11 protein-coding genes are annotated in these 13,588 nt (G+C 71.5%); 9 read left to right on the forward strand and 2 right to left on the reverse strand.

Features of this window, described 5'->3' with window-relative positions:
• Positions 1–2 precede the first annotated feature (2 nt).
• From ppdK to ABZ928_RS37305, 4 genes are all read left to right on the forward strand, one after another.
• The gene (gene ppdK / locus ABZ928_RS37290; RefSeq protein ID WP_361528693.1) at positions 3–2,672 is read left to right on the forward strand and encodes a pyruvate, phosphate dikinase; all 2,670 of its coding nucleotides are present in this window, start codon (positions 3–5) and stop codon (positions 2,670–2,672) included.
• A 204-nt stretch (positions 2,673–2,876) separates the two neighbouring features.
• A complete protein-coding gene (locus ABZ928_RS37295) occupies positions 2,877–5,138 on the forward strand; it encodes an MMPL family transporter (RefSeq protein ID WP_361528695.1) in 2,262 nt (753 codons plus the stop codon).
• 154 nt (positions 5,139–5,292) lie between these two features.
• Positions 5,293–6,507, forward strand: coding sequence for a histidine kinase (locus ABZ928_RS37300; RefSeq protein ID WP_361528697.1), 1,215 nt, complete (start codon positions 5,293–5,295; stop codon positions 6,505–6,507).
• Positions 6,504–7,181 (forward strand): response regulator transcription factor, encoded by a 678-nt coding sequence (locus ABZ928_RS37305; protein ID WP_361528699.1) that lies wholly within the window; start codon positions 6,504–6,506, stop codon positions 7,179–7,181. The genes ABZ928_RS37300 and ABZ928_RS37305 overlap by 4 nt, the downstream gene beginning before the upstream one ends.
• Positions 7,182–7,219: 38 nt before the next feature.
• On the opposite strand, the gene ABZ928_RS37310 is transcribed toward ABZ928_RS37305, so the two are convergent.
• Entirely contained in the window at positions 7,220–8,080 is an 861-nt protein-coding gene (locus ABZ928_RS37310; RefSeq protein WP_361528701.1) for a PhzF family phenazine biosynthesis isomerase, read from the reverse strand.
• A 225-nt stretch (positions 8,081–8,305) separates the two neighbouring features.
• Here ABZ928_RS37310 and ABZ928_RS37315 point away from each other — a divergent pair, with 225 nt between their 5' ends.
• The 5 genes from ABZ928_RS37315 (at position 8,306) to ABZ928_RS37335 (ending at position 12,436) form a co-directional block, all read left to right on the forward strand.
• Entirely contained in the window at positions 8,306–9,682 is a 1,377-nt protein-coding gene (locus tag ABZ928_RS37315) for an ABC transporter substrate-binding protein (RefSeq protein WP_361528703.1), read from the forward strand.
• 93 nt (positions 9,683–9,775) lie between these two features.
• Complete coding sequence (locus tag ABZ928_RS37320; protein ID WP_361528704.1) at positions 9,776–10,420, forward strand: flavin reductase family protein; 645 nt, start codon at positions 9,776–9,778, stop codon at positions 10,418–10,420.
• 80 nt (positions 10,421–10,500) lie between these two features.
• Complete coding sequence (locus ABZ928_RS37325) at positions 10,501–11,352, forward strand: methyltransferase domain-containing protein (RefSeq protein ID WP_361528706.1); 852 nt, start codon at positions 10,501–10,503, stop codon at positions 11,350–11,352.
• A 42-nt stretch (positions 11,353–11,394) separates the two neighbouring features.
• On the forward strand, positions 11,395–12,072 hold the full coding sequence (locus ABZ928_RS37330) for a Type 1 glutamine amidotransferase-like domain-containing protein (protein WP_361528708.1): 678 nt from the start codon (positions 11,395–11,397) through the stop codon (positions 12,070–12,072).
• 100 nt (positions 12,073–12,172) lie between these two features.
• A complete protein-coding gene (locus ABZ928_RS37335) occupies positions 12,173–12,436 on the forward strand; it encodes a GlsB/YeaQ/YmgE family stress response membrane protein (protein ID WP_361528710.1) in 264 nt (87 codons plus the stop codon).
• A 39-nt stretch (positions 12,437–12,475) separates the two neighbouring features.
• On the opposite strand, the gene ABZ928_RS37340 is transcribed toward ABZ928_RS37335, so the two are convergent.
• Positions 12,476–13,477, reverse strand: coding sequence for a helix-turn-helix domain-containing protein (locus ABZ928_RS37340; RefSeq protein WP_361528712.1), 1,002 nt, complete (start codon positions 13,475–13,477; stop codon positions 12,476–12,478).
• Positions 13,478–13,588 lie beyond the last annotated feature (111 nt).

The following is a 13,588-nucleotide window of genomic DNA, read 5'->3' on the forward strand; positions in this document are numbered from 1 at the left end:
TGATGACCACGCCCGTCAAGTACGTGTACTCGTTCGCCGAGGGCAGCCGTGACATGGCCGCCCTCCTCGGCGGGAAGGGCGCGGGCCTCGCCGAGATGACCCGCCTCGGCCTGCCCGTCCCGCCGGGCTTCACCGTCACCACCGAGGCCTGCAAGGTGTATCTGGCCACCGGCGAGGAGCCGTTCGAGCTCGGCGTGGAGGCCGCCCGCGCCCTCGCCGATCTGGAGCGGGCCATGGGCCGGGCCCTGGGCGACCCGGACGACCCGCTGCTGGTGTCCGTCCGCTCGGGTGCCCGCTTCTCCATGCCCGGCATGATGGAGACCATCCTCGACATCGGCCTCAACGACCGTTCCGTCACCGGGCTCGCGAAGGCCTCCGGACAGGAGCGGTTCGCCTGGGACTCCTACCGTCGGCTCATCCAGATGTTCGGCCACACGGTGATGGGCGTGGACGGCGACCTCTTTGAGCAGGCCATCGCCGCGCACCAGGCGGACGACCATGACCTCGGCGCCGCCGAACTCGCCCGCCTCACCGAGGAGTTCAAGACCATCATCCGCAAGGAGACCGGCGAGGACTTCCCCCAGGACCCCGCCGAACAGCTCTCCCGGGCCATCCGCGCGGTCTTCGACTCCTGGAACACCGAACGCGCCCGCGTCTACCGCCACCGTGAGCACATCCCCGAGGACCTCGGCACCGCCGTCAACGTCCAGGCCATGGTCTTCGGCAACCTCGGCGCCGGTTCCGGCACCGGCGTCGCCTTCACCCGCGATCCCGCCACCGGCGCCCCCGGCAGGTACGGCGACTACCTCCCCGACGCCCAGGGCGAGGACGTCGTCGCGGGCGTCCGCGACGCCCTCCCGCTCAGCGAGCTCAAGAACCTCGACGCGCGCGCGTACATCGAACTCGGCGACCACCTGCACACCCTGGAGGCCCACTACCGCGACCTGTGCGACGTCGAGTTCACCGTCGAACGCGGCCGGCTGTGGATCCTGCAGACCCGCGTCGGCAAGCGCACCGCCGAGGCCGCCTTCCGCATCGCCCACGACCTGCGGACCGACGGCGCCATCACCGCCGACGAGGCGTTGGCCCGCGTCGACGGCACCGAACTGACCCGGCTGATGTTCCCCCGCTTCGACACCGAGGCCACCGGCCGTCCCCTCGCGCACGGCGTGCCCGCCTCACCGGGCGCGGCCGTCGGCGCCGTCGTCTTCGACTCCGCCGAGGCCGTACGCCGTGCCGCGGCCGGCGAGCACGTCGTCCTCGTCCGCCGCGAGACCACCCCCGACGACCTGCCCGGCATGATCGCCGCCGGGGCCGTCCTGACCAGCCGCGGCGGCAAGACCAGCCACGCCGCCGTCGTGGCCCGCGGGATGGGCAAGGTGTGCGTGTGCGGCGCCGAGACCCTCGCCGTCGACCCGGTCGCCCGCCGCTTCACCACGGAGTCCGGAGCGGTCGTCCACGAGGGGGACACCGTCTCCGTCGACGGCACCGCCGGCACCGTCCACCTCGGCGCGCTCCCGCTCACCGCGTCCGACGTCGGCCGCGCGCTGGAGACGGGCCTCGGCACCGACCCGGTCACCGAGGCGGTCCTCGGCGCCCTCGCCCACGCCGACTCCGTACGCCGCCTCGACGTACGGGCCAACGCCGACACACCCGAGGACGCGGTACGCGCGCGTGCCCTCGGCGCGCAGGGCATCGGCCTGTGCCGCACCGAGCACATGTTCCTCGGCGAGCGCCGGGCCCTGGTCGAGGCGATGATCCTGGCCCGCGACGACACGGCACGCGAACGGGCGCTGGCCGCCCTGCTGCCCCTGCAACGCGAGGACTTCACCGGCATCCTGAAGGCGATGGACGGCCTTCCGGTGACGATCCGTCTGCTCGACCCGCCGCTGCACGAGTTCCTCCCCGACCGCACGGAACTCGCCGTCCGCCTCGCCGCCTCCGCACACCCCGACCCGCACGACCGCGAGGTACTGCGCGCTGTCGAGCGCATGCACGAGCAGAACCCGATGCTCGGCCTGCGCGGCGTCCGCCTCGGCCTCGCCGTGCCGGGTCTGATGGCCATGCAGGTCAGGGCGGTGGCGGAGGCGGTGACCGCCCGGCTGCGCGACGGCGGAAGGCCCCGCGCCGAGATCATGATCCCGCTCGTCGGCACGGTCGAGGAACTGCGCCTGGCGAGGGCGGAGACCGAGCGCGTCCTCGCTGAGGTCGCGGCGGAGACCGGCACCCCGCTCGACCTCCCCATCGGCACGATGATCGAACTCCCGCGCGCCGCCCTCACCGCCGCCCGTATCGCCGAGGCCGCCGACTTCTTCTCCTTCGGCACCAACGACCTCACCCAGACCACCTGGGGCCTGTCCCGCGACGACGCCGAAGCCTCCTTCTTCCCCCTCTACCTGGACAAGGGGATCTTCGAGGCCTCCCCGTTCGAGACCCTCGACCAGGACGGCGTCGGCCGCCTCGTGGAACTGGCCGTCGAGGCCGGACGCGGCGTCAACTCCCGCCTGGAGACGGGCGTCTGCGGCGAACACGGCGGCGACCCGGCCTCCATCCACTTCTTCCACCGGGCCGGTCTGGACTACGTCTCCTGCTCGCCGTTCCGCATCCCCGCGGCCCGGCTGGAGGCGGGCCGGGCGGCCCTGACGGACACGGAGGAGAGCGACAGCAGGTGACCGGGAAGGCCACCCCCGCTGACCGGGGAACGTGGGAACGTCATACCCGCGCAGTACCCCGCCCTCCTCCTCAAGGAGGGCAGGGGCGTGCCGGTTGGTGCGCTGGCACCAAGCGGGAGTGCCAGCACCGGCACGATGCCCCGGCACCCCCGCTCCCGACAGGCTGGTGATTCACCCGAACCCAGACCTGGAGATCGCTTTCCCGTGGCTAACTTCCTCTACCGGCTGGGCCGGACCGCCTTCCGGCGGCGCTGGCTCGTGGCGCTGCTGTGGGCCCTGGTCCTTGGCGCCGCCGGCCTCGGCGCCGTCAAAGCGCCCGCCGCCTCCGACGACGGCACGTCGTTCATGCCGGGCATCGAGGCGCAGAAGGCCTACGACCTGATCGGGGAGCGGTTCCCCGGCGGTGACGCCAACGGCGCCGACGCGCGGATCGTCTTCGTCGCCCCCAAGGGGGAGAAGGTCACGGCGGCCGACCACCGCGCTGCCATCGACACCCTCGTGACCGACGTCGCCGACGAGCCCCAAGTGGACGGCGCCGTCAGCCCGTTCACCGCGGGCACGGTCAGTGAGGACGGCTCTACCGCCTACGCCACGGTCACCTACAAGGTCAAGGCCGCCGACCTCACCGACGCCGACAAGGCGGCCCTGGAGAAGGCCATCGACCAGGCCCGTGACTCCGGCCTCACGGTCGAGGCGGGCGGCACCGCACTCGCGACGCAGCCCGCGGCGGGCGGCGCCTCCGAGGCGATCGGCATCGCGCTGGCCGCGGTCGTCCTGCTCATCACCTTCGGCTCCCTCGCGGCGGCCGGCCTGCCGCTGCTCACCGCCATGATCGGCGTCGCGCTGAGCATGGCCGCCATCATGGCCCTCGGCAGCACCTTCGGCCTGTCCCTGACCACCGGAACCCTCGCCACGATGCTCGGACTCGCGGTCGGCATCGACTACGCCCTGTTCGTGGTCTCCCGCTACCGCGAGGAGCGCGCCCACGGACACGACCCCCGCGAGGCGGCGGGCCTCGCTGTCGGCACGGCGGGCTCGGCCGTCGTCTTCGCCGGTCTGACGGTCGTCATCGCCTTGGCGGGCCTGACCGTCATCGGCGTTCCGATGCTGGCCAAGATGGGCCTGTGCGCCGCGGGCGCCGTCGTCGTCGCCGTACTGGTCGCCCTCACCCTGGTGCCCGCCCTGCTGGGCATGTGGCCCGACGCCGTACTGTCCCGCCGTACCCGCAAGCGCGGATCCGGGGCCCGGGCGGCGGCCGACGACGGTGGTTCCCGCCGTACGCGCGAACACGGCCCCGAGGCCCCGGCCGCCGACAACGGCGGTTCACGGTGGGCGCGGTTGGTGCTGCGCCGTCCCGTGGCCGTGCTGGTGACATGTGTCGTCGGTCTGGGTGTGCTGGCGCTGCCCGCCACGCGGCTGGAGCTGGGCATGCCGGGGGACGAGTCCAAGCCCGTGTCGTCGACGGAACGGCGCGCCTACGACGCCCTCGCGGACGGTTTCGGCGCGGGCTTCAACGGACCGCTGACGATCGTCGTGGACGTCCAGGACGCCGCCGATCGAAAGGCGGCCGTGAACGAGATCGCCGAGAGGATCGTCGCGACCGACGGCGTCGTGTCCGTGTCTCCGGCCCGCTTCAACGAGGCCGGCGACGCGGCGCTCCTCTCGGCCGTGCCCGCCACCGGCCCGAGCGACGAGCGGACCAAGGGCATCGTCCAGACGATCCGCGCCGAACGCCCCGGTCTGGAACGGGAGACGGGGGCGACCTTCGAGGTCACCGGCAACACCGCGATGAACATCGACGTCGCCGCCGCCCTCCAGGACGCGCTCGTGCCCTACCTGGCCGTCATCATCGTGCTGGCCCTGATCCTGCTGCTGGTGGTCTTCCGTTCCGTGCTCGTACCCGTCAAGGCCGCACTCGGCTTCCTGCTGTCGGTGCTGGCCGCCCTCGGCGCGGTCGTCGCGGTCTTCCAGTGGGGCTGGGGCGCCGAACTCCTCGGCGTGGAGCAGTCCGGCCCGATCATGAGCCTGATGCCGATCTTCCTGGTCGGCATCGTGTTCGGCCTGGCCATGGACTACGAGGTCTTCCTGGTCTCCCGGATGCGCGAGGCGTACGTCCACGGCGACCGGCCCGCCCAGGCGGTCGTGACGGGGTTCCGGCACAGCGCCCGGGTGGTCGTCGCCGCGGCGGTCATCATGATCGCGGTGTTCTCCGGGTTCATCGGCGCCCACGAGTCGATGATCAAGACCATGGGCTTCGGACTCGCCGTCGCGGTGCTCTTCGACGCCTTCGTCGTCCGCATGGCGCTGGTGCCCGCGGTGCTCGCCCTGCTGGGCGACAGGGCCTGGTGGCTGCCCGCCTGGCTCGACCGGCTGCTGCCCCGCGTCGACGTCGAGGGCACCGGGCTCGGCACACCGAGGACGCCCGAGGCCGACGAGACGGCACCCCAGGAACCCGCCCGCGTGTGAAGCCCGTACGACGGACCTGAGGCCCGTATGACGGACCTGAGGCCCGTATGACGGACCTGAGGCCCGTATGACGGACCGCGGCGCCCTCGCACGAGACGGCGCCGCGGTCGGCGGTGTGTGAGCATGACTGTCCTCGGACCTTTCTCGGAGCGTGATGAGCAACAGCTGGCAGCGGCGGGCGGCGACCCGTCCGAAAGCCGTCGAGGCCGTGACGCTGGCCCTGCTGTTCGCCCTCACCGCCCTCGGCGTCCTCATCACCCGGGCGGTGTTGCCCGAGACGCCGCCCCTGTGGCCCGGTATCGCCCTCACCGCCGTGGCCTGCGGCGCACTGCACTGGCGCCGCGAGCACCCCCTGTACGTCCTCGCCGCGACAGCCCTGTGCGCGATCACTCTGGCCGTCCAGGGCTACCTCCTGACCGCCGGGGTGATGGGCCCGCTCCTGGTCGCGCAGTACTCCGCCGGCGTCCGCACGCCCCGCCGCACCAGCTGGAACAGCGCGCTGACCACCGCCGTCGGCATGGCCGCCACCGGTCTGGCCGTCCCGACGTTCCGCGACTCGCCCGTCCTCGCCACCGCCAACCCGGTGGCCATGGTGCTGCTGTCGGCGGCCCTCGGCGCCTACGTCCGGGTGCGCCGCCAGTACGCCGTCGCCCGCGCCGAGCACGCGGCCCGCGAACGCGAGGAGGAGGCGAGGCACCGGGTGATCCAGGAACGCATGCGCATCGCAAGGGAGTTGCACGACGTGGTGGCCCACCACCTGACCCTGGCCGACGCCCAGGCCGCCACCGCGGCGCACTTGGCACACACCCACCCGGACCAGGCGTTCGAGATCATGGCCAAGCTCCCCGACACCACCGCCGCAGCGCTGCGCGAACTCAAGGCCACGGTAGGGCTGTTGCGCCAGGACAACGACACCTCCGACCTGACCCCCGCGCCGGGCCTCGACCGGCTGCCCGACCTGGTCGACGCCTGCTCGATGATCGGCCTGGAGGTGACGGTCACTGTCGAGGGCGCGCGGCGACCCCTGCCGCCCGTGCTCGACCTGACGGCCTACCGGATCGTCCAGGAAGCCCTCACCAACGTCACCAAGCACGCCGCCACCCGCACCGCCCAGGTCCGACTCGCCTACACACCCCGCCACTTGACCCTGACCGTCACCAACGACACCACCGCCGACCGCCCAACAGCCCCCGCCACCACCGGAGGCGGCTTCGGACTCCTCGGCATGCGCGAGCGCGCCGCGGCCGTGGGCGGCACCTGCCACGCCGGCCACCGCCCCCAGGGCGGCTTCGAGGTGGTCTGCGTCCTACCGCTCCACCGCCACGACGCCCTGCTGCCTTACGGCCCCGACGAGAGCCCCGCCCCATGACGATCCGCGTCCTGCTCGCCGACGACCAAGCCCTGCTGAGGGCCACCTTCCGCATCCTCATCGACTCCGCCGATGACCTCACCGTTGTCGCCGAGGCCGCCGACGGACAGGAAGCCGTCGACCTCACCGCCGAGCACCGGCCCGACGTCGTCGTCATGGACATCCGCATGCCCAACCTCGACGGCGTGGCGGCCACCGCGGCCATCTGCGCCCTCCCCGAACTCTCCGGCACCCACATCCTCGTCCTCACGACCTTCGAGAACGACGAGAACGTCGCCAAGGCCCTGCGCGCGGGCGCGAGCGGCTTCCTCGGCAAGGGCGTCCGCCCCGACGAACTCCTGTCGAGCATCCGCACGGTGGCGGCCGGAGACTCCCTCCTCTCACCCACCGCCACCCGCGCCCTGATCACCCGCTTCCTGGCCACCCCGGACACGGACGGCTTCCTCGCCCTCCCCGCCGCCGTCAAGGCACTGACCGACCGCGAACGCGAAGTGACGGCCCTGGCCGCCCACGGCAAGTCCAACGCCGAGATCGCCGAACGACTCGTCCTGAGCCCGCTGACCGTACGCAGCCACATCCAACGCGCCATGACGAAACTGGACGCCCGGGACCGGGCGCAGCTCGTGGTGATCGCCTATCAGAGCGGGCTGGTGAAGCCGCATCCGCAGGCCTGATCCGACCGAGGGCGGTCTTGAGGCGGTGGCGGGGTGTCTCAAGCGGTGACGCGCTCCGCGCCCACGACATGTGCCGTGCCACCGACGAGGACTCGCCGCCCGTCCGGTCCGGTTCGGGCCATGGCGGTGACCGTCGCCGGGCTGCCGAGCGTGTCGCCCATGTCGACGGCGATCTCCTTGACGCCCGCCCGCTCGGCGAGGTGAGCGGCGAGACAGGCCGTGCTGTTGGCGTTGGCGATGTCCTCCGGGACACCGATCGAGGGCGCGAACATACGGGCCGCCAGCCTGCCGGTCGGCGACGCCGGGGAGTAGACGTAGGCGCCCAGCAGGCCGAAGCGGTCGCAGGCGGCGCGGAGCCGGCCGAGATCCGGGGTGAGGGCCGCGAGGTCGGCACGCGTCGGCACGGGCACGAGGATCCGCTCCCGCCCGACGCCGGCCACCCGCGCCCGCGCCCCGGATTCCTCGGATGCGAGCCCCAACGCAGGGAGCACGAGGGCGAGTTCGGCGTCATCGGGTTCGCGCAGACCGACGGGCCCGGGATCGAAGGAGGAGCTGAACTCCGCCCCGTCTCCCTCGCACCAGCCGTCGAAGACGCGTCCCGCCGCCCGGAGCGCAACCCGCCCACGCTCCCCGCCTCCGGCTGGGGAGGCGAGGAAGGCCAGCGCGGCGACCGTCCCGTGACCGCAGGCGGGCAGCTCCCCTTCGGTGGTGAAGAACCGCAGGCCGACGACGTCCTCGCCGCTCAAGTCGACGAAGACGGCGTGCGAGGCGCCGTTCTCCACCGGCAGCCGGCGCCGCCGTTCGTCGCTCAGCGACCCGTCCACCACCACCGCGGTGGGGCTGCCGCCCGTGCCGTCCCGAAGACAGGCGCGGACGAGTGCGACGGATCCGGGTCTCACCAGGTACCTCCGTTCGTCTCCGTGCTCAACCGGCGTGGAAGACCACGCACTTCACTTGAGTCCAGTCCTCTGAGTCCAGTCCTCAAGATAGTCGGGCCTCGCCGCCCCCAGGGTGCTGACCGCGATCTTTGGAGTGTCACATTCTCTTGCCTGAGTGCTTGCTTCGCTCAAAAAGAGAATGTACTTTCCGCCTCGTCGGGCGTCCGAACTCCCCGAGGAGGCACCTTGCGCAGGCTGCTCATCGGCACGGTCGCCGCGGTCGCGGTGCTGTTGGCCGGCTGTTCCTCCCACTCCGGCGACGAAACCGCCGAGGGCACCGGAGCCACACCGGCGGCGGGCGCCTCGGCCCAGGCGTCGGCCGACTTCGGCACGTTGAAGGACGTGTGCGGTCCCGGTACCGCCGGGCCCTCGACCGTTCAGGGGGTCACCGACACGTCGATCCAGGTCGGTGTCCTGTCCGACATCGGCTTCACCAAGAACTCCGAATTCCCGGACGCCGCCAAGGTGTTCACCTCCTGGTGCAACGCCGCCGGCGGCATCAACGGCCGCAAACTCGTCCCTGTCACCCACGACACCCGGCTCCTCCAGGTCCGCGAAGGCGTCCTGAAGGCCTGCGAGTCCGACTTCGCCCTGGTCGGCGGCGGCGCCGCACTGGACGGCCTCGGCGTACGGGACCGGCTGAAGTGCCTGCTGCCCGACTTCGCGGCCCAGGCCACCCAGGCGGTCGGCTCCGACCTCCAGGCCCTGGCCACCGGAGCGGGTGTCGGATACTTCCCGTACGCGGGCTACTACACCTGGCTGATGAAGGACAAGTACCCCGACTCGGCGCAGAAGGTCGGCATCATCGCGGGCGACAGCCCGGTCAGCAAGGGGTTCGCCGACCAGTACGAGGAGGCGGTGGGCGGGCTCGGCGGCAAGGTCTCCTACACCGACCTCTACCCGCCGGCCGGCGTCGCCGACTGGACGCCCTTCGCCCAGGCCATCAAGAGCAAGGGCGTCAAGGGACTCACCTTCCTCGGCGACTTCGCGAGCCTCGCCAAGCTGGAGCAGGCTCTCACCGACATCGGATACGCCCCCGACTGGATCGACGCCAACAGCAACGCCTACAACCCGGCCTTCCTCCAACTCGCGGGCCCCGCCCTGGCGAAGCAGCACAACTACGCCGAACTCTCCGCCACCGCACCCCTGGAGAGCGCGTCGTCCAGCCCGGCCACCCAGCAGGTCATCGACCTGTTCAAGAAGTACGCGCCCGGCAAACAGGTCACCTACCCGGTGCTGCGCGCCTTCTCCGCCTGGCTGCTGTTCGCCACCTCAGCCCGCGACTGCGCCACGCTCACCCGCAAGTGCGTCTACGACAACGCCGTCAAGCAGGCGGCGTGGACGGGCGGCGGCCTCCAGGCCCCGACCGACCTCAGCAAGACGGACGTCCCGCCGAAGTGCTACTCCATCGTCGAGGCGACGGCCAAGGGCTGGCAGGCGGCCGACTTCGACCCGGACAACGGCCCCTACCGCTGCGACGCGCCCGCCTACAAGTACAAGGGCGACTACGGCAAACCGGCCACCCTCGCGGACGTCGGCAAGTCGATGGCGGACCTCACCTGAGAAGACCCACCGCCGGTCAGAGCAGGGGGCGGGGACTCTCGGCGACCCGTACTTCGGCGGCCGCCGAAGTGTCCGCCCTCTAGCGTCGTTTCAGTGAACGCGACGACGACACCGACGGCCACCACGCCCACCGACCACCTCTCCATCTCGCCGAGCATCCTGTACTTCGGCACGCCCGTGGCCCTGCTGACCACCGAGAACCCGGACGGCACCCCCAACCTCGCCCCGATCTCCTCGGCCTGGGCGCTAGGCCACACGGTCGTCCTGGGTCTGGGCGCGGAGAGCCGTACCCTGGCGAATCTCGCCGAGTGCCCGGAACTCGTGATCAATCTGCCCTCGCCCGAACTGTGGGCGGCGGTGGAACGCATCGCCCCGCTCACCGGGGCGGACCCGGTACCCGCCGCCAAGCGCGAGTGCTACCGCCACGAAGCGGACAAGTTCACGGCAGCGGGGCTGCACCCTCAGGCCTCGGAGACGGTACGTCCGCCCCGAGTCGCCGAGTGCCCGCTCCAACTGGAGGCCACCGCACGGACCATCACGCCGGCCGGCCCCGACGGCGGGTTCCGGATCGTGGAGTGCGAGGTCGTACGCGTCCACGCCGCCGCCTCCGTGGTGATCCCCGGCACCCAGCACATCGACCCCGCCGCCTGGAGCCCGCTGATCTACAACTTCCGCCACTACTACGGCCTCCGTACCCCTGAACTCGGCCACAGTTTCCGCTCACAGACGGCGAGTTGACCCGTAGAACCCGTATGGACGGCCGATGCGCGGCGCTGTGCAGGCTTCTTGGCGCCAGGCCTGGCCACTACCGTGCCTCCATGACCGATCCCGCTGTCGCACACGGCTTCACCTCGGTGGACACCCAACCCAGGCCCGGGGACTGGGTGCAGGTCCTTGACCGGGTGGGTGCGGAGCCGTTCTACGCCGCCTACAAGCAGCGGTTGGAGGAGCTGTTGCGCCCCGTGGAGGGCGCCCGGCTGCTGGAGGTCGGAGCGGGCACCGGGGACGCGGCACTGGCGCTGCGCTCACGGTGGAGGGCTGAAGTCGTCGCGGTCGACAGCTCGTTGACGATGATCGAGCAGGCGCGGGCGCGAGGACTGGCGCACGCGGTGGTGGCGGACGGACATCAACTCCCCTTCAGGACTGACTACTTCGACGGGGTGTGGGCCGACCGGGTACTCCAACACGTCGCCGACCCCGACCGGGTGCTGGACGAACTGCTCCGCGTCCTCCGCCCCGGCGGCCGGATCGCACTCGCGGACCCCGACTACGACACCCAGGTCCTCGACATCGACGACCAGGACCTCGCCCGCCGGGTACTGCGCTTCCGCGCCGACGTACTCCTGCGCAACGGCACCCTCGCCCACCACCACGCCGGACTCCTCGCGGCTCGCGGCCTCGACGACATCACGGTGGAGGCCCGGACCCTGATCGTCCGCGACCCTTCCGCCGTGGACAACGTGATGGGCCTGCGCACCTGGGCCCACACCGCCGCGACCCACGACCACCTCACCCCCGAGGAGGCGAATCGCTTCGTCTCCCGCTTCGACGAGGCCGTAGGCGCAGGCCGGTTCACCTACGCGGTCACGTTCTTCCTGACCGCGGGGACGAAGAGCTCCGCTCGGCGTACGGGGACGACCCGGGTGCCGATGGTGTCGAACCCGGCGTAGTCACCGTGCTTCGGATGTCCGTCACAACTCCTCGGGAAGGTCATGATGAAGCTTCTCCTCACCGACTCCGGTGTCAAGAACGCGAGCATCCAGGAGGCGCTGGTCGGCCTCCTGGGCAAGCCGATCGGCGAGTCCACCGCCCTGTGCATCCCCACCGCGGGATACGGGAGCCCCGACGCCGATCCGGCCGGACCCTGGCGATTCATCAGTGGACGGAGCCCCCACCCCATGACCGGACTGGGGTGGAAGTCGGTGGGCGTGCTGGAACTCACGGCGCTGCCCAGCATCGACGAGGTGCGCTGGGTCTCCTGGGTCCGGGAGGCCGACGTTCTGCTGGTCAATGGCGGGGACGCGCTGTTCCTCGCCCACTGGATGCGGGAGTCGGGGCTGGCTGAACTCCTGCCGTCGCTGACCGACACGGTCTATGTGGGACTCAGCGCCGGGAGCATGGTGATGACACCCCGCGTCGGGGCGGACTTCGTGGGCTGGAGGCCGCCGACCGGTGGCGACAATGCGCTGGGCTTGGTCGATTTCTCGATCTTCCCGCATCTGGATCATCCGGCCTGTCCCGAGAACACCATGGCCGCGGCAGAACGATGGGCCGCGGAAATCACGGGCCCGGCCTACGCGATCGACGAGCAGACCGCCATCAAGGTGGCCGACGGCGCCGTCGAAGTGATCTCCGAGGGGCACTGGAAGCTGTTCAACCCGGCCTCGTGAACACGGCAGGGCATTTCCCCTCCCACGAAACCGATCAGACTGGCATCCACTCGAACGGGCACTCGCATCTCACCAACGAGTGAGGGGTGGTATACCGCTCATGGAGATCTCAGGCGTCATCAGCGCGATCGTCATCGGCATCGTCATCGGTGTCCTCGGCCGGCTCGTCGTCCCCGGTCGTCAGCGCATAGGCATTCTCTGGACGATCGCGATCGGCATCATCGCCGCGTTCATCGGCACCGGCATCGCCGCCGGTCTCGACGTCGCCGATACGGAGGGCGTCGACTGGGTGGAGTGGCTCATCCAGATCGCGCTCGCGGCGGTGGGCGTCGCGGCGCTCAGCAAGGTGAAGCTGCGCCGCTGATCCGGCTGCGCAGGGCCGGCGACTCCAGCACCGACCTCGTCATCCGAGAGGCCCGAGAGGCCCGAGAGGCGCGAGAGGCCCTACGGAGGCGGGGTCGGGCTGGGCCCGGGCGCGGAAGGTGCGCCGGTAGGTGTCCGGCGGTACCCCGACCGTGCGGTTGAAGTGCCGGCGCAGCGTCGTGGCGGTGCCCATGCCGGTAGCCGTCGCGATGGCGTCGACGCTGTCGTCCGTGGCCTCCAGCAACTCCTGGGCGCGGCGGATCCGTTGGGTCAGCAGCCACTGGAGGGGAGTGGTGCCGGTGGCCGCCCTGAAGTGCCGGCCCAGATGGCGTGAGCTCATCCGGGCCTCGCGGGCCAGATCCTCCACGGTCAGCGGCTGGTCCAGGCGTGCGACCACCCACGGGAACAGGTCGCCGAGCGGATGGTCGTCCCGCGCGGGCACCGGCGTGGCCACGAACTGCGCCTGTCCGCCCGCCCGATGGGGCGGTACGACGAGCCGGCGGGCGGCGACGTTGGCGACGGCCGAGCCGTGGTCGAGGCGTACGAGGTGCAGGCACAGATCCATCGCGGCGGCTTTGCCCGCGGAGGTGAGGACGCTGCCGTTGTCCACGTAGAGCACGTCCGGATCGACCTCGACCCGCGGATGGCGGGCCGCGAGCACGTCGGTGTGCGCCCAGTGCGTGGTCGCGCGCTTCCCGTCCAGCAACCCCGCCGCGGCCAGCACGAATGCACCGGTGCACAGCGAGGCCACCCGTGCGCCCGCCGCATGCGCCGCGCGCACCGCGTCCACCAGCTCGGCCGGCGGATCCACGTCGACGTCCGCCCACCCGGGGACGATCACGGTGTCGGCGTCCCGCAGCCGGTCCAGCCCCTGATCGGGCTCCAGCCGGAACCGCCCCACCCGCACGGCCGCCGACCCGCAGACCGTGACGTCGTACCAAGGAACGCTCACGCCGTCCGGCAGGGAGCCGAACACCTCGTACGCCATGGACAGTTCGAAGTGCAGCATTCCGTCGGTGACGGCCAGCGCGACAGTACTCATGTCCGAAACTGTACGGGACACGTCGTTCCGGACACTCACGCGGGAGGGCCCATTCTCGCCAGGATGTTCTCAGTCGGGTCGGCCGGATCGGTCGATCAATCGAGCACGGGG

The organism is Streptomyces sp. NPDC046909 (assembly GCF_040644695.1).
Classification (GTDB): Bacteria; Actinomycetota; Actinomycetes; order Streptomycetales; family Streptomycetaceae; genus Streptomyces.